The sequence below is a fragment of the Gordonia zhaorongruii genome (assembly GCF_007559005.1).
In the GTDB taxonomy this organism is placed as follows: Bacteria; Actinomycetota; Actinomycetes; order Mycobacteriales; family Mycobacteriaceae; genus Gordonia; species Gordonia zhaorongruii.
In genome coordinates, this window is record NZ_CP041763.1 from 1711924 (window position 1) to 1728953 (window position 17030).

Sequence of the window (17030 nt, forward strand, 5' to 3'; positions counted from 1 at the left end):
TTCCGATTCCGCCTGTTCCGATTCCGCCTGTTCTGATTCCGGCAGTCACACCTCGGTGAGGCGCGAACGGAGCCCGCTCGCCCGTGCGACCCGACGGCCCACCGCTGCCCGCAGTGCATCCGCGGTGCCCACGATCCGGACGCGCTTCTCGGCCCGCGTGATGGCCGTGTACAGGAGTTCCCGCGTCAGGAGTTCGGCATCGGCCGGCGGCAGCACCACCGTCACCTCAGTGAACTGACTGCCCTGGCTCCGGTGAATGGTCATCGCGTACACCGGCACCACGTCGGCCAGCTGGCTCGGATGAAGTGTCTTGATGTCGTCTCCGCGCTCGAACACCGCGGCCAACGAGGCGCCTTCTCCCCGGACGACGACGCCCGAGTCGCCGTTGTAGACACCCTGCGCGCGATCGTTGGCCGTGACCAGCAGCGGCTCGCCCGGATACCAGGCCGAACCGTGAGCGTCCAGACCGAGATCCTCGCTGATCCATCCGGTGATCCGGCGTGACCAACCGGCGACCCCGAACCTCCCCGCCCGGTGAGCGCACAGCACACGATGGGTGCGCAGCGCCGCGACCGCTGTCCGGTCGTCACCCGCTTCTGCGGCGCCTCTCAGGTGCCCGGCCCAGTCGACGACGGTGCCGCGGACTCCGTCGAGATCCTCCGGATCGACGAGCGTGACCGGACCATCCGTGTCGGTTCCGTCGCCGATGAGCTCCAGCACCCGGTCGGCGTCGCCCTGGTTCACCGCCTCGGCCACCTCGCCGATCCGATCGCCGTACCGGTGACCGCGGCGCAGAGTGACGACGCCTCCCGTCAGCGCCGATAGTTCGGCATCGCCGAAGTCGGCGTCGGCGAGCGCTGCCGCTGCCGCGAAAGCGTCGGAGAGCTCCGCCGAATCGGTTCCGTCGGGGTCGCGCTCCACCAGATCGGCGAGTACCGCACCCGCTTCCACCGACACCAGCTGGTGAGGATCACCCACGAGGATGAGTCGGGTGTCCCGGCGCAGCGACTCGAGGAGCCTGCACATCATGGTGACCGGCAGCATGGAGGTCTCATCGACCACCACCACGTCGTACGGGAGGCGGTTGCCCGCGCCGCGCACGAACGTCCCATCCGGTCGCGAGCCAAGGAGCCGGTGCACCGTCACCGCTGTCGGGTCGCTGCGCAGGCGATGTCGCGTACGGCTGTAGTCGCCGATGGACGTCTGCAACTGCGCCGCCGCCCGACCGGTCGGGGCGCAGAGTCCGATTCGGACGTCCTCGCCGAGCAGCGTCTCCATGACCGCCAGGACGCGCGCCACCGTGTAGGTCTTACCCGTCCCTGGCCCGCCGGCGAGCACGGTGGTCCAACTGGTGGCCGCCAGCGCCGCGGCCGCACGCTGCCGGTCGTAGGCGTCGCCGTCCGCCGAGTCGAAGGCCTCGTCGAGCGCACTGGACAACGAGTCCGCATCGACCACCGGCCGCGTCTGCGACCGTTCGTCGAGAATGGCGCGGATGCTCTGCTCCTGGCGGAAGTACTTGCGCAGGTACAGCAGCGGACCGTCCGCGGAGTCTGCAAGCGCCAACGGCTTCAGCGGACCGGACGGGCAGCCGGTGATGAGCGCCGATTCGCGCAGCGCGCGGTCCACACGGTCGACGGGTGGCCACGGAAGGTCCTCCGGCTGATCACCGTCTGCGTCGGAGCGGCGGTCGGCGACCGTGCCTGCGATGGCGTCGAGCTGCACGCACGTCGATCCGGTCCGCACGGCACGCACGGCGAGGGCCGTGGCGAGCAGGACGTCGTCGTTCACATCGGCGCCCGACAGCGCGGCGATTCGCCGGGCGACGTGGACGTCGGCGGCCTGCAGGATGCCGGCGTCGTTGAACGGTGCGAGCGCTCCGGACTCGGATTCGACGATCATCGTGCCCTTCCTTCCGATCCGGCGAGCAGATCACTCATGTCGACGACGAGACCCGCGGGAAGCTGCCACTCGAACACCCCGCACCCGGCCGGAGTTCCCGGACCTGCCATGCCGCGCACGAAGTGATACTGAACCGGACCGAGGTGCTGCTCGGGGCGGTACTCCGGCAATCGCAACGACAGATAGCGATGCAGCGCAACCGAATACAGCAGCGCCTGCAACGGATAGTGCGAGCTCATCATCTCCGCGGCCATCGCCTCCCGACCGAAGTCCTCGACGGTCAGCTCGCCGGGACGCAACCGGTTCGTCTTGTAATCGACGACGACGAATCGTCGGTCCGGCGTTCGCAGCACGGAATCGATGCTGCCCGTGAGGAATCCGCGAAACTTCTCGTCCGAGACCGTGCGCACCGACTCGGCGTACGGGGCCAGCGGGTCGTCGGACGGAAGATGCTCGGCGAGCAGGGCGCCGACAGCATCGAGCCCGAACCCGCCTCCGTTCGCGGACAGCGGCAGCTCGAAGTCCAGCTCGGCGAGCCGATCCGACGGGCGCACACTCCACAGGTCACCGAATCCCAGCGGAGTGGTCAGAACCTTGACCAACGCGGCACTCAGCGTCGGCACATCGATGGCGACTCCACGTCCTGCGGCTCCCTCGGCGGAGAGGCGTGCGACATGCGCATCGATGTCGGTGGCCGACGTGTCGACGTGCTCGAGGACCTCGTGCACGAGGGTCCCGAATGCCGCACCGAACGGCAATCCGTTCATCGGGGACGGCCGTCCCTCGCCCGCGTCACCCGAACCGGCGGTCGGATCCGGGATATCCGATGGTTCGTCCGACCGCTCCACCTCATCCGGTTCGCTGCCCGTCCGGATCACGTCTGCACTATGCGTCACCGAGACAGCGTGAGCGGCCGCATGCGCGGCTGCGACGATCGCCGAGTACGACGTCCGGCGCCATCCGTCGTCGATCCGCCGGGTGAACCGTGCGACCTCGAGTTCCGGTACGGCGGTGCCGCTCTGCGCCGAACGTGGTGCACGCGTGTGCGGGTGCCTGCCAGCGGGTTCCACTGAGATCGAGTCGCTGCGCGCCGCGACGTCGCGAAGGACGCCCACGCAGTCGATGTCCTCGGCGGGGATCGGAACCGTATCCGGAATCGGCGCCACCATGTTCGTCGCCGCAGCTGCCGTCCGGTCCGCGGCTGTGAAAAGGAGGCGGTGCAGTGCACCGCGCGCCGTCGTGGTGCTCGGCGCCCACCAGAGCACGACCTGCGAGCGCGCCCGGGTGGCCGCCACGTACATCAGACGGAGATCCTCCCCCGCCGCCTCACGCCGGGACCGAGCATCGCGTCGGTGGTAACCGCGCGCCGACTTGCCTCCGACGTCCAGATACCGTCGCCCGTCGTCCTCGTGGAAGACGAACGTCGACGGATTGGGGTGGGACGCGCCGTCCCACCCGAACGGCACGTAGACGATCGGAAACTCGAGGCCCTTGCTGGCGTGCACGGTCATCACCTGCACCGCGGCGGTGTCCCGGTCGAGCCGCCGCGTGGCGTCTCCTCGACCCGACCAGGACGACCGCTCACCGATCTGCTCGCCCAGCCATTCGGTGATCGACGTGAGGCCCGCCCCGCTCTCGGCGGCGTACCGGTTGCAGACGTCGGCCACCTGCCGTACGTCCGTCAGGAGTCGTTCACCGCGCGCTGACCCGAGTAGCCGGCGAGCGGTCTCGAACTCGTCGAACAAGCGCGACGACATCGCCGCGAACCCGCCTTCGGCGAACACACGTCCGAGTTCGGCGAACTGCCCCGCCAATGTCCCGACACCGGTGTCCCCCTGCGTCTCCAGTTTCTCGGCGGTATGACCGACCAGTGGTGAGAGAGCTGCGAGACGCACGCGTGGCTGCCGGGACGGTTGGTCGATGGCGGTCAGAACGTGCCACCAGTGGCGCGCCGCATCGGTCGCGAAGACCGACGTTCCGGAGGTGACCACCGACGCGACGCCGCGTTCGGTAAAGGCCTTCTGCAGCGGCTCGATCGTCCGATTGGCACGTAACAGGACGGCGATGTCACCCGGCTGCACGCGGCGGGTGACCCCGTCGACGTCCACGGTGACTTCCGAGGCGAGCAGTGCGGCGACATCCGCTGCCACATCGTCGATCACCCGATCACGCACCCCGCCTACCAGGGGCGACGTGCCGTCCCTGGTGAAAGCCGAGAAGTCGTTCTTCGTGAACCCGCGGATGCGCACCGCAGGCGCACCGTGGATCCGGGTGCCGCCGTGGTGTGCCCCGACCGGGTGGTACGCGATCTCGTCATGGCCGAAGGTCGCGCCCGCGAACAGCACTCCGAGTCCGTTCACCACTGCTTCGTCGGACCGTCGGTTCACCGTCAGCAGGCGGCGGTCCTGCGCCGTCTGGACCGCATTGAGGTAGCTCAGCACCTCTGCGCCCCGGAATGCGTAGATCGACTGCTTCGGGTCGCCGACCAGGATGAGGGGCACCCCGCCGTGGAAGCACCGCCGGACGATCTCCCATTGCTGCGGATCAGTGTCCTGGAACTCGTCGATCAGGACCACTGAGAACTGGTCGCGGATCCGCAGGCAGGCCGCGTCGCCGATGTCCGGGTCGGTGACGATCCGGAACAAGGTGTTCTGGAGATCGTCGTACGTTCGCAGGCGCGCCGCGCGCTTGCGGCGCTGGGTCTGCTGCCGGATGTGCGTCGCCATCCGAACGCGCAGATCGGAATCGTCGCTGCGCTCGTCGTCCCGTTCGGGGGCCAGGATCGCGTTCGCGTTCCGCACCGCGCCCGTCGCGATACCGAGAGCCTCGGCGAACTCCGGTGCTGCATCCGGGTCGCCGGCGAATCGGGCGACGTACGCGTCCCGTGCGATCTCGGCGACGATGTCGTCGACGTCCTCCACGATCGGGTACTGCTGTTCGCGCTCCCCGAGGAACCCCAGAGCCGCGAGCATTCGGTTGCAGAACGTGTGAGTCGTGGCCATCGTCGCCGCATCGAAATCCGACAGCGCCGCGACGAGACGCGCGCGACGCCGCTCCACGGTGTCGGGCGGCGCGTCGACGATCCAGCCGATCAGGACGTCAGCCTCGCGGGCCTCTCCCTCGTTTTCGTCGAGAGCGGACAGGCACTCCGTGATCCGGGACCTCGTCCGATCACGCAACTCGGCCGACGCCGCATTGGAGAAGGTCGCCATGAGCAGTCGCGACACCGGCACGCCTTCGGCGATGTACCGGACTGCCAGCGAGACGATCGCGTACGTCTTACCGGTACCCGCACTGGCTTCGAGAACCGTTGTGCCGGTCGGCAGTGGATCCCGAAGGTCGAATGTGCGATCGGCGGTGTCGGTCATTGCGCCTCCTCGTTCCGAAGGAGCGGCCCGAACACGGCCGCCGCCAGACGCGCGAACATGGGAGTCGAGTCGTCGCCGGGTAGTGCCTGCGCGAGACCGGCGAAAGCCGCCTGCTCCGGTTGGGCGCACGACAGCTCATCGAAGGAGACGTCGATCAACGGGTCGCCGTGGAACACCAATCCGGCGTAGCGGTTCTTGTCGCCGTACGACCCGCTGTAGGCACGTCGCGCCCGCTGCATCGCCCGCCGTCCGTTTCCGCTGCGGTCCAGTTCCGATGCGGCGGCCTCCGCTGCATCGAGAGTCAGTCCGATCGGGGCGCTCAGTCCGGCGTCCCGAATGGCGACGAGTAACGCCAGCGTCTCCGCAGCGTCATCCGGCGCGGTGAGCCGGCTCATCCTCGCCGACGGGCGGCTGCCTCCGCTGCCGACGACGACGGCCTCCGGCACCGACCGGGCCGATCCCGCGGCCATGGCCAGCAGTCTGATCCAGGCGGCGATTCGCTGTTTGGCGCCCAACCGTGAATAGGACACCGGAACCAGCCGCCGGTCGAACACGTCCCCGACGGTGCCGTACAGGCGGCGCCCACCGGGTAGTTCCACGCGAACGTCGACGGCGTCGGACGAGTCCGATCGGTAACCGGCCGCCGCGGTCGCGATGGCCTGCGCCTTCTCCCGAATCGGTCCGAAAGTCTTGGTACCGAACGCGAACGGCGGCAGGGTGCCGCGTCGCAGTTCGGCCCCCTGCGCCGCCTGCGGGTCGCGTCCATCGAGCAGTGCCTGCAGATATCTGTTGCCCACGCCCCACTGCTCCAGGCCGTCCAGCGAGACGGCGAGCTGATCCGGGTGCTCGTCGACGTCGTCCGGCAGCCCGATCCCGAGCCGTTGACGTGCGAATCCCTCGACCGGCGCAGTCAGGAAGCGAATGAGTTCGTCCAAGTCGACGTCGCCGCGTTCCGGCGCCGGCAGATCGGCGTCGGCGACGCGCGGGAGAGCGGCCGCGGGCACATCCGAGCGCCGCAGCGCGCTCAGCGCGCGGGCGCCGGAGAGCAGGGACTGGTCGTAGCTGAACGGTCCGACACCGCCCGCGGCGTCCGACCGGAAATTCCGCTCGTCGAACGCGTGCAGCGTGTGCCGCCGGACGATGGGCGATTCGTCTGGGCCGGAGTGACCGATGATCACGTCTACGGCGTCGACCAGTTCGCTCACCACCACGGCAGGAGGCTTCACCGCTCCAGTCAGCGGATCGGCCCCTGAGTAGAACACGAACAGGTGATCCTTCGCGGCGGTGACGGCATCGAGGAAGATCTGCCGATCCTCGTCGCGAACTGCTCGCTCGCCCACCATCGGAGCCACTGCAAGGGCGTCGTCGCCGTCGAGCGACGACGCTCTGGGATACGCGCCCGTATCCATGCCGAGAATCACGATCGCGCGATGCGGCACCGAGCGCATCGGAACCATCGAGCACACGGTCAGCTCTCCTGTGCAGAAGTTCGACCGTGTCGGCCGTGCCACCAGGATCCCACTGATCAGGTCCCGGACGTCGGCGAGTTCGAGCCGCAGTTCGCGGCCTTCATCGGAGCCGGCGAGCGCATCGGTGAGCAGGCCGACCGCCTGCGCACGCTGCCACTCGGTCTCGTCGTCGACGTCGGTGAGACCGTCGACCGCGCCGATGAGCAGGTCGGCCCACTCGGTGGTGGTGCACTCGCCGATCGCCGCCTCGATCAGGGACGACAGACGGTCGGCGAACTCGGCGAAGCGTCCTGCCAGATCGGTATCCGTGGAGTCGATCCCCGCCAGTGGCAACGCGGTCGCCAGCCATTCGTTCTCGGCCTCCTCCGCGACCACGCCCAGCAGCATGCGGTCCAGTCCGGTGGCGAGCGTGCCCTGCGGAAAGCCGGCCAGACCGAATCGGGCACGTTGCGCCGTATCCACACCCCACCGGATCCCCGATCGCTGGATCCACCCGGCGAGGTTGTCCAGATCGTCGTCGGTGAAACCGAACCGAGTCCGCACCGGCGATGACGACGCGAGATCGAGGAGCTCGCCCGCCCGTACCCGTCCTGCCGCCAGGTCCAGCACTCGCGCCACCACGTCGAGAACCGCGTTCGACTCCCGGATTCCACGGTCCGCAAGACGTACACGCAGCGAGTACGCGGGGTGGTGCATCCCGGTCTGCCCGAAGGCGCCGCGGATGAGCGGGGCGTAGGCCTCGACATCGGGACACATGATCAGCACATCGCGCGGCTCGAGCGTCGGATCGGCGTCGAACAGATGGAGCAGCCGGTCGCGGAGTACCTCTACCTGCCGCTCCGGACCGTGACAGGCATGCACCTCCACAGATGTGTCAGCCGGCAGTCCGGCAGTGTCGAGGCTGTCCCGCCGCTGACCCTCGTGCAATGCACCAAGCACGGTGGACACCTCTGCCGTCGTGTCGGGGTGGTAGATGACCGCATCGATCGACGGTTCGAGAACCTCCTGCAGCTCCTGCACGTCCCGGGACAGCGCGGCGAGCAACGGGTGCCGAGGAACCACTGCGTCGCGCTCCGAGCGTCGACGTCGCGGCTGGCTACCGCGATCAGAGATGGTTCGCCACAGCGCATCTGAAGGGTGCGGCAGGTAGAGCGAGACCTCCCGTTCAGCGCTCAGTGCTCCGAGAACGGTCTGGAGTGTCTGCGGGATGCGGGTGGGGCCGAACAGTGCGAGCCGATCCGGGAGGTCAACCAGGTCCGGGTCCGCCCGCACTCGCGCGGCGAGTTGCTCGAGTCCTTCGGCCGGGTGCGGATGGCCGACCTCCTCGCGCACCAGCCGCCAGAACCACGGCTGCCATTGCAAATGGTCGGCGAGCTGATTTCCGGCACCGTCGGTGTCGAGTCCGGCGGCCCAGTCGGCGATCATCGCCGGACGCTGCCAGCCGTAGGCCGCGAACAGCCGTGCGATGGTCGACGCCGTCGAGTACCGGCGTCCGCGACGCAGTTCGGTGGGCTCTGGGTCGTCGGACGTGACGCCCAGATGCGCTGCGAGCACTCCGAGCCGCGGATCGTGCACATTCGCATCGAGAACTCGCAGAACCGGCCACCTCAAACGATCGCCGTACCAACTGTCCGTGGCTTCCGGGTCGTCGGCGAGCGCGACGGTGATCTGGCGGAGCAGTGCCGCGGGCGAATCGAAATCGATGTTCGCAGCGACGCCGAGACGCAACGACAGTTGCTGGCGCAGCCAGCGCTCCACGCCGCGTTCCGGGACGGCGACGATCTCCGAGCGCATCGGGTCGGCTAGTGGCGTCGCGAGGACGTCGGCGAGCACACCGACGAGCGTGTCGGCACGTTCTGCTCTGTGGACCGTCAGCATCGCCGCACCTCTCCCCTAGCGTCTACGTGGTTCAGCAGTGTCTATGTGGTTCAGCAGCACCTCCGTGGTTCAGCGCCTGCGACGCAGCGGCACCTCGTCACCCGAGCGCTCGGCCAGGGCGACCCTCACCGAATCGGGAAGCGGCAACGGCTGTCCGGTCTTCAGATCGAGAGCGGTCACCGTCGTCTCACCGAGCGCTGCGAGCTCGCCGGTCGGTGCGAACAGGCGGTAGCCGTAGTCGAACGAGCTGTTCCCGATGCGCGGAACCCATATCTGCACCCGGGTCGGGTCCTCGCTGTAGTGCAGGATCGACGTGAACTCGATCTCCTGACGCGCCAGCACGAAGGCGAACGGCGGATGGTCGCCGAACCACGCCTGCATCGTGCGGACCCGGGACTCCTCGAGGATCCGGGCGATCTGCACGTTGTTCACGTGCCCGAGCATGTCCTGATCACCCCACCGCATCGCGACCTCGACGACGAACGGTTCCGGCACTGCGGCGCTCTCTGTATCCGACACGCGATGACCATATCGCCCGCCTGCGACACCAGCGGACGCGCGTCGATAGACTGCCGGACGTGGCCATCGACACCCAGCGTCTGCGACTGCGTCCCGTGACGCCCGCAGACGTCGACAGCCTGCACGAACTCGACTCCGATCCGAATGTGATGCGGTTCGTCAACGGTGGTCGGCCGACCGCCCGCGACACCATCGCAGAATGGGTGGTACCGCGTTCCCAGACGCAGTTCCGCACTCACGGGACTGGTATGTGGACTGCCCGCCTGCGGCGTGGAGGGGACTTCATCGGCTGGGTTCAACTGCGCCTTCCGCGCCACAGCACAGTCCGTGAACTCGAGCTCAGCTACCGCTTCGATCAGCGCGTCTGGGGACACGGCCTGGCCGCTGAGGCTGCGGGCGCACTGATCGCCGTCACCTTCCTGTCAACCGACACCGAGCGAATCTTCGCCAGCACGCACAGCGACCACAACTCGTCCCAGGCGGTGATGCGCAAACTCGGGATGCGATTGTCGCCCGCAGGCCTGTCCGCCCGCCAGCTGTCCGGTCATGACGATGAGCACGACGTCGAGTACGAGATTCTCCACGAGCAGTGGGCTGCGGCCCGCGGCCGCCGCGCAGTGCGGCCACCCGCCGGCCGGCATCGACGGCCGACCAGCACCACCGGGATGCCGGCCTGATCGCCGGGTATTACCGTTGTAACGCAAGCGCAACACTCAGCATCGACGACTCTGGAGACAACCGATGAGCGAAATTGCCACCGATCCCATGCGGCGCCGACGGGTCGTCATCATCGGCTCGGGATTCGGCGGCCTGTTCGCGGCGCAGCGCCTCAAGAAGGCCAACGTCGACGTGACGCTGATCGCCAAGACCACCCACCACCTGTTCCAGCCGATGCTGTACCAGGTCGCCACCGGCATCGTCGCCGAGGGAGAGATCGCCCCCGCGACCCGCGTGGTGCTCCGTAAGCAGCGCAACTCGCACGTCATCCTCGGCGAGGTATTCGACATCGACCTGAAGGAACGGATCGTCCGGTCGCAGCTACTCGAGCGCATCACCGAGACGCCGTACGACGACCTGATCGTCGCGGCGGGAGCCGACCAGTCGTACTTCGGCAACGACCATTTCGCCGAGTACGCCCCCGGCATGAAGACGATCGATCACGCTCTCGAGCTGCGTGGCCGCATCCTCGGCGCCTTCGAGCAGGCCGAGCTCTCGAACGACCCGGCAGAGCAGGAGAAACTCCTGACCTTCGTCGTCGTCGGTGCCGGTCCCACGGGAGTGGAGATGGCGGGCCAGATCGCCGAGATGAGCGATAAGACTCTCAAGGGCGCGTTCCGGAACATCGATCCGACGAAGGCACGCGTCATCCTGATCGACGCCGCACCCGCAGTGCTGCCCCCGTTCGGCGAGAAGCTCGGACACAAGGCCAAGGCGCGCCTCGAGGAGCTCGGCGTCGAGGTTCAGCTCGGCGCGATGGTCACGGACATCGACTACGACAGCCTCACGGTGAAGGACAAGGACGGGACCGAGCGCCGCATCGAAAGCCAGTGCAAGGTGTGGTCGGCCGGCGTCCAGGCGAGTTCGCTTGGCAAGATCCTCGCCGAGCAGTCAGAGACCGAACTCGACCGCGCCGGTCGGGTGAAGGTGCAGCCGGACCTCACGATCCCGGGACATTCGAACGTCTTCGTCGTCGGCGACATGATGTTCGTCGACGGCGTCCCCGGCGTGGCTCAGGGTGCGATCCAGGGCGGCCGCTACGCCGCCGACGCGATCAAGGCCGAGATGAAGGGCCAGACACCCGACGAACGCAAGCCGTTCAGCTACTTCGACAAGGGTTCGATGGCCACGGTCTCACGGTTCAGCGCCGTGATGCAGGTGCCGATCCCCGGCACCAAGAAGAAATTCGAGACCGAGGGTTACTTCGCCTGGCTGGGCTGGCTGGCACTGCACCTGGTGTACCTGGTGGGTTTCCGCAACAGGCTGAACACCTTCGTCAACTGGTTCTTCGCGTTCAGCACTCGTGGGCGCAGCCAGTTGGCAGTCACCGAGCAGCAGGTCTACGCCCGCACCGCGCTGAGCGAACTGGCGTATCTCCAGCGACTGCGACTCGCCGATGAGGAACGCGCCGAGGTCAAGCGCAGCCTGGAAGAGCGGAAGGGTTCGGCCTGATCGTGCGCGCCCGCGATTGAGCGAGCGTTGCGCGACGTCGCTCGCTGATCGAGACGCATCCCTCGCTGTTGCGGGCCTCCTGTGGGCGGCCGACTGAAGTCCCTCGCCGGTTGAGCGAGCGCAGCGAGTCGAAACCGAGCTCACATGCCGGCCGGCCCCCGATCAGCGAGTAGCCTGCCGATCGCACGGAGAAGGCTCGGGTCCGATCGGACCCGAGCCTTCTCCGTCGAGTTGCTCACCCGCTCACGGCATCACTCCATCTTCGTCGGAGTGTCCGTCCATTCGCCGTCTGGACGGTCTTCCTCCATGACGTCCGATGGCGTCACCGGATCCGGCGCGGATTCGCGAGTCACCAGATCGAAGTGATCTCCGTGCTTGTCCTCACCGATCACCACCGCACGCTCGACCAGCTCCGAGCTGCGATCCTCGACCAGGACCATTCGGTCCGTACGCAGGTCACGGTACAACGCCACGCAGAGCATGAGCATCACGATCACGAACGGCACCGACGCCAGGATCGTGAGATTCTGCAACCCGGTGAGCGCCTTGTCACCGCCACCGCCGATGACGAGCATCACCGCCGCGACCGCGCCGGTGAGCGCGCCCCAGAAGACCACTGTCAACCGTCTCGGCTCGTGGGCGCCGCGTTCGGACAGCGACCCCATCACGATCGATGCGGCATCCGCACCCGAGACGAAGAAGATCCCTACCAGCGCCATCACGATCACCGCGGTGATCCCGGCCCACGGCATGGTGTCGAGCAATGCGAACAGCGCACCGGTCGACTCGACCTCGCCACCGGTCGCAAGGTCACCGAACTCGTGCTGCCGGTTGATCGCCGCTCCACCGAACACGCAGAACCACACGAGGCTCACGATGGTCGGCGCCAGCAGGACACCGCTCACGAACTGACGGATGGTGCGACCCCTGCTGATCCGCGCGATGAAGAGACCGACGAACGGGGTCCAGGAGATCCACCAGGCCCAGTAGAAGATCGTCCAGGTCGACAGCCACTCCGCCAGGGCGGCGTCACCGTCGGCGTCTGTCCGCTTACTCATCCCGACGAACTGCTGGATGTAGTCGCCGAGGGCGCTCGGCAGCAGATTGAGGATCAGGAGCGTGGGTCCGACGACGAACACGAACACAGCGAGCACCAGAGCCAGCACCATGTTGATGTTCGAAAGCCATTGGATGCCGCGCGCCACGCCGGACACCGCCGACAGAATGAAGCAGAACGTGAGGACGACGATGATCGTGACCAGGACCGGGGTGCCGACGGTGCCGACCCAGCCTGCGAACTCCAGTCCGTCACCGATCTGGAGAGCGCCCAGGCCCAGGGACGCAGCGGTACCGAACAGCGTCGCGAAGATCGCCAGAATGTCGATGACCTTACCCAGAGGACCGTTCGCCCGGTCCCCGAACAGCGAGGTGAACGCTGCCGAGAGCAACTGTGAGCGACCCTTTCGGTACATTCCGTAACCGATGGCCAGGCCGACGACCGCGTAGATCGCCCACGGGTGCAGACCCCAATGGAACATGGTGGTCGCCATGGCGGTCTGGAACGCTTCGACAGTCTCCGGATCGGCGGTCCCCGGTGGCGGCGAGACGTAGTACGTCAGCGGCTCCGCCACGCCGAAGAACATCAGTCCGATGCCCATACCGGCGCTGAACATCATCGCGATCCACGAGTGCGTCCGGAACTCCGGCTTCTCGCCGTCAGCTCCGAGGGGAATCCGCCCGTACTTGCTCGCGGCCAGCCATAGCACGAAGATCACGAACCCGGTGGATGCGAAGACGAACAGCCATCCGAGGTTCTTGATGACGCCGTCCTTGGCGCTCGCCGACACCGTCGAAAGGGTCGACTGATCAAGAAATCCCCACACCACGAAAGCGATCGAGATCAGCGCGGTGATGGAGAATACGACCCAATCGCGGCCCGGCGCTTTCCGGGGTCGACTAGATATTGACACTGGGCTCCTTCAGCGTAGGAACCACCGGAATCCCTTGGGAACCCCCGAGGTTCTGCGTGGACGTCATGTCCGATGAATCAGCGTTCCGACATTAACACCGTGGTGATGCGGGCAAACGCGGCATGCGTGCAATTGCAATGTCTCGTTACGGTGTCGACGACCCGTCAGCGCCTGCCGGGAGTTCGATGTTCTGCAGCCGAACCCGAGATTGGGCGAGGAGTCTCCCCTGGTCATCGGCCATATCCACCTGCCAGAGCTGCTGCCGTCGGCCTCGGTGAACCGGCGTGGTCGTCACCAAGATCCGCCCCTGCGGCACCGAACGCAGAAAGTCCGTCGAATTGTTGACGCCGACCGCCGTTCCGCCGAGTCGCTTCTCCTGCAACCAGCAGAATCCGCTGACACTCGCTGCACTCTCAGCCAGTGCGCAATAGACGCCGCCGTGCACGATGCCGAAAGGCTGGTGGTGATTCTCCGTGATGGTGAGACCACCGCGGATCCCGTCCCCCGACACTTCTTCGATCTCGAACCCGAGGTGTGCGTCGAGTCCGACTGCCTTTTTCAGATCCTGCTCACGGTCATTCGTCATACCTGCACGATGCCATTGGCACCCATCAGATAACAGTGACCCCCGTGTTCGGCTCGAACACGGGGGTCACTGTCACGGATCGGGGGTCTCTGCAGCCCTCAGGACACTCACGCGACCCACCACAGAATGTAGGCTAGCCTTACTTTGGTGTCAAATGGTTGCCGGCCCGGGCGCGGCGGCCGGGCGCTCGGAACTATCCGGGCCTCCGACACGTTCAGCTAGAGAGTGGATCGACTGAGTGAGCAAGGCGACTGGTCGGGCATGTGAGAACTTCGAAGGGAGCCGTCGTAGAATGAAGAAGATGAACGGATTGGGTGAGCTCGAACGAGCCGTGATGGACACGCTGTGGTCGTCGGCGACGCCGCAGACGGTGCGCCAGGTTCATGCTGAGCTCTCCCGGACACGGTCCCTCGCCTACACGACGGTCATGACCGTTCTGCAGCGCCTCACCAAGAAGGATCTCGTCAACCAGCTCCGTGACGACCGGGCCCACCGATACGCTGCGGCCCGTCCTCGCGAAGACCTTGTCGCCAGCCTGATGGTGGATGCTCTGAAGGGCGCGGAAGCCTCCGGAGCGCGCCATGCCGCGCTGGTCTCCTTCGTCGAACAGGTCGACGCCGACGAAGTCGCTGCCCTGCGCGAGGCCCTCGACGAGCTCGAGTCGTCCCGCACCGCGAAACACTAGAGTCGACACCGCCCCGGGGTGAGCGGCCGCTCGCCCGCACGACCGGAGGAACGCCGATGACCGCACTGCTGTTCGGCATCCTCACCATCGCTCTGGTCGGCCCCATCCCGCAGGCGCTATCCCGCGCCACCTGGCCGATGTATGCGCCACGAGCTGCGATGACGCTGTGGCAGGCGGTGGCACTCGCCGCCGTTCTCTCCGCATTCAGCACCGGACTCGCGATCGCGGCGAACCTCCTCGCCCCTGGAGCCGACGGCGCTCCCACTACCAACCCGGTCGACGAGATCAGCCGACTCGGGTGGTTCACGTGGAGCGTCTACGTGGTGATCTTCGCTCTCACTCTCGTGGTGGGAGCCCGACTGATGTACGCGATCGTCCGCGTGGGCTACCGCACTCGCGCCCGGCGGAACGTGCATCGGAGCATGATCGACCTCGTCGACCGCGTCGACATGCACCGGGATGGTCGCGACATCCGGATCCTCGATGTCACCGCTCCCCTCGCCTACTGTCTCCCCGGCCTGCGCAGGCGCGTCGTACTCAGTGAAGGTGTGCTGAGCCGCCTCGACCACGACGAACTCTCCGCGGTCATCGAGCACGAGCGGGCACATCTGCGTGCCCGGCACGACCTCGTCCTCGAAGCCTTCATCGCACTCCACGCCGCGTTCCCCCGTTTCGTCCGGTCCCGTTCCGCGCTCGGCTCCGTCGAGCTGCTCGCCGAGGCGCTCGCCGACGACCAGGCCGCCCGCGCCACTGCACCGACCACGGTCGGGCGCGCCCTCGTGGCCTGTGCCGACGCCACGGCACCTCGCGGGGCCATGGCTGTCGGCGGCCCGACGACTCTGATCCGCGTCCGCCGGCTCTCCTACCTCCGCCCGGTGCCGCTGATCTCTGCGACGGCGTACACAATGGCGGTGGCGATCCTCGTGGTGCCGACTCTGGCGGTCGCCATTCCGTGGCTCACCGAGTTGAACCGGCTCCTCTCACACGCTTGACCCGACCTCCTTCTTCACGACCGACTTCTTCACGACCGAAAGGCGCTCCGTGCGATTCCTGGACGGGCACGATCCTGACCACGACCTGACCTATGACGATCTGTTCATCGTCCCTAATCGCTCAGCTGCCACCTCGCGCTTCGACGTCGACCTGAGCACTGACGACGGAACCGGCACCACCATCCCGCTGGTGGTCGCGAACATGACCGCGATCGCCGGGAAGCGGATGGCGGAGACCGTCGCGCGGCGCGGCGGGCTGGTGGTCCTCCCGCAGGACGTTCCGCTCAACGCCGCCACCGAGACGATCAGCTTCGTGAAGAGCCGCCACCTGGTGGCGGACACGCCGGTCACGCTCGGTCCGGACGATCTGATGGGACACGCCCAAGCACTCATTCCGAAACGCGCGCACGGGGCGGCCGTCGTCGTCGAGGACGGACGTCCGATCGGTCTGGTTCCGCGCAACACGTCCGGTCACGATGTCGACATGTTCGCCGCGGTACGGGAGAACATGGTCTCGATCCCGGTCACGCTGCCGGTCGACACCGACCCTAGGGCGGTCTTCGAGAAGCTCACCGACGCCAGCGCCGAACTCGCCGTCCTCGTCGAGACCGACGGTTCACTGGTCGGCGTGCTGACCCGGACCGGCGCGCTGCGCTCGGGTATCTACCGGCCCAACACCGATGATCGGGGCCGCCTGCGAATCGCGGCTGCCGTCGGCATCAACGGCGACGTGGTCGGCACGGCGCGTGCGCTCGTCGATGCCGGTGCCGACCTGCTCGTCGTCGACACCGCGCACGGCCACCAGGAGAAGATGCTCTCGTCCCTCTCGGCGGTCGCCGGTGCCGACCTCGGCGTGCCCATCGCTGCGGGCAACGTGGTCTCGGCGCAGGGCGCCATCGACCTCATCGAGGCCGGCGCATCGATCGTCAAGGTGGGTGTCGGTCCCGGCGCCATGTGCACCACCCGGATGATGACCGGCGTCGGCCGGCCCCAGTTCTCCGCAGTCGTCGAGTGCGCCGACGCCGCACGCGAGCGCGGTGCGTCGGTATGGGCGGACGGCGGTATCCGGCATCCGCGCGACGTCGCACTGGCCATCGCGGCCGGAGCGTCGAACGCCATGGTCGGATCGTGGTTCGCCGGCACCTACGAATCGCCCGGCGACCTGCACACCGACGGAGGTGGCGAGTACAAGGTGAGCTTCGGCATGGCGTCCAAGCGTGCCGTCGCCGCTCGCTCGGCCGCCGACAGCGCCTACGACCGTGCCCGCAAGGCGCTCTTCGAAGAAGGCATCTCGTCGTCGCGCATCCGCATCGACGCCGAGCATCCGGGCGTCGAAGACCTCATCGACCACATCTGCTCCGGCGTGCGCTCCACCGCGACGTACACCGGAGCCACCTCGCTGCCCGAACTGCACGAGAAAGTGGTCCTCGGAGTCCAGTCGGCAGCCGGGTTCGCCGAGGGCCGTCCGCTTCCCGGGGGCTGGTGACCGACTCCG

At 67.3% G+C, this 17030-nt stretch carries 11 protein-coding genes; 5 read left to right on the top strand and 6 right to left on the bottom strand.

All coding sequences use genetic code 11. The features are described from left to right. Window positions 1–45: 45 nt before the first annotated feature. From recD to FO044_RS07970, 4 genes are all read right to left on the bottom strand, one after another. Window positions 46–1899: an exodeoxyribonuclease V subunit alpha gene (gene recD / locus FO044_RS07955; RefSeq protein WP_143965468.1), complete on the bottom strand. Its 1854-nt coding sequence runs from the start codon at window positions 1897–1899 to the stop codon at window positions 46–48. Then, on the bottom strand, window positions 1896–5267 hold the full coding sequence (locus FO044_RS07960) for a UvrD-helicase domain-containing protein (RefSeq protein ID WP_132994202.1): 3372 nt from the start codon (window positions 5265–5267) through the stop codon (window positions 1896–1898). Before FO044_RS07960 ends, recD begins: the two co-directional genes overlap by 4 nt. Beyond that, on the bottom strand, window positions 5264–8614 hold the full coding sequence (gene recC / locus FO044_RS07965; protein WP_132994201.1) for an exodeoxyribonuclease V subunit gamma: 3351 nt from the start codon (window positions 8612–8614) through the stop codon (window positions 5264–5266). Before recC ends, FO044_RS07960 begins: the two co-directional genes overlap by 4 nt. Before the next feature lie 69 nt (window positions 8615–8683). Then, window positions 8684–9133 (bottom strand): acyl-CoA thioesterase, encoded by a 450-nt coding sequence (locus FO044_RS07970; RefSeq protein ID WP_235831549.1) that lies wholly within the window; start codon window positions 9131–9133, stop codon window positions 8684–8686. A gap of 59 nt (window positions 9134–9192) precedes the next feature. Between FO044_RS07970 and FO044_RS07975 the strand changes: the two genes are divergently transcribed. Both FO044_RS07975 and FO044_RS07980 read left to right on the top strand, forming a co-directional pair. Beyond that, window positions 9193–9810: a GNAT family N-acetyltransferase gene (locus FO044_RS07975; protein ID WP_132994200.1), complete on the top strand. Its 618-nt coding sequence runs from the start codon at window positions 9193–9195 to the stop codon at window positions 9808–9810. 64 nt (window positions 9811–9874) lie between these two features. Next, window positions 9875–11302 (top strand): NAD(P)/FAD-dependent oxidoreductase, encoded by a 1428-nt coding sequence (locus tag FO044_RS07980; protein ID WP_132994199.1) that lies wholly within the window; start codon window positions 9875–9877, stop codon window positions 11300–11302. A 251-nt stretch (window positions 11303–11553) separates the two neighbouring features. Here FO044_RS07980 and FO044_RS07985 read toward each other — a convergent pair whose 3' ends face one another. Together FO044_RS07985 and FO044_RS07990 are read right to left on the bottom strand one after the other, a co-directional pair. Next, window positions 11554–13272, bottom strand: coding sequence for a BCCT family transporter (locus FO044_RS07985; RefSeq protein WP_132994198.1), 1719 nt, complete (start codon window positions 13270–13272; stop codon window positions 11554–11556). 145 nt (window positions 13273–13417) lie between these two features. Further along, entirely contained in the window at window positions 13418–13858 is a 441-nt protein-coding gene (locus tag FO044_RS07990) for a PaaI family thioesterase (protein ID WP_132994197.1), read from the bottom strand. A 292-nt stretch (window positions 13859–14150) separates the two neighbouring features. Here FO044_RS07990 and FO044_RS07995 point away from each other — a divergent pair, with 292 nt between their 5' ends. From FO044_RS07995 to guaB1, 3 genes are read left to right on the top strand one after another with little or no spacing between them, the layout of a single operon-like run. Continuing rightward, window positions 14151–14543, top strand: coding sequence for a BlaI/MecI/CopY family transcriptional regulator (locus FO044_RS07995; protein ID WP_132994196.1), 393 nt, complete (start codon window positions 14151–14153; stop codon window positions 14541–14543). Between the two features lie 56 nt (window positions 14544–14599). Then, window positions 14600–15535 (top strand): M56 family metallopeptidase, encoded by a 936-nt coding sequence (locus FO044_RS08000; protein WP_132994195.1) that lies wholly within the window; start codon window positions 14600–14602, stop codon window positions 15533–15535. A gap of 49 nt (window positions 15536–15584) precedes the next feature. Then, entirely contained in the window at window positions 15585–17021 is a 1437-nt protein-coding gene (gene guaB1, locus FO044_RS08005) for a GMP reductase (protein ID WP_132994194.1), read from the top strand. Window positions 17022–17030: the final 9 nt, after the last annotated feature.

Excerpts from the sequence above, each read along its gene's own strand:
- recD (WP_143965468.1), bottom strand. The coding sequence starts at position 1,899 with ATGATCGTCGAATCCGAGTCCGGAGCGCTCGCACCGTTCAACGACGCC.
- FO044_RS07960 (WP_132994202.1), bottom strand. The coding sequence starts at position 5,267 with ATGACCGACACCGCCGATCGCACATTCGACCTTCGGGATCCACTGCCG.
- recC (WP_132994201.1), bottom strand. The coding sequence starts at position 8,614 with ATGCTGACGGTCCACAGAGCAGAACGTGCCGACACGCTCGTCGGTGTG.
- FO044_RS07980 (WP_132994199.1), top strand. The coding sequence starts at position 9,875 with ATGAGCGAAATTGCCACCGATCCCATGCGGCGCCGACGGGTCGTCATC.
- FO044_RS07990 (WP_132994197.1), bottom strand. The coding sequence starts at position 13,858 with ATGACGAATGACCGTGAGCAGGATCTGAAAAAGGCAGTCGGACTCGAC.
- FO044_RS07995 (WP_132994196.1), top strand. The coding sequence starts at position 14,151 with ATGAAGAAGATGAACGGATTGGGTGAGCTCGAACGAGCCGTGATGGAC.
- FO044_RS08000 (WP_132994195.1), top strand. The coding sequence starts at position 14,600 with ATGACCGCACTGCTGTTCGGCATCCTCACCATCGCTCTGGTCGGCCCC.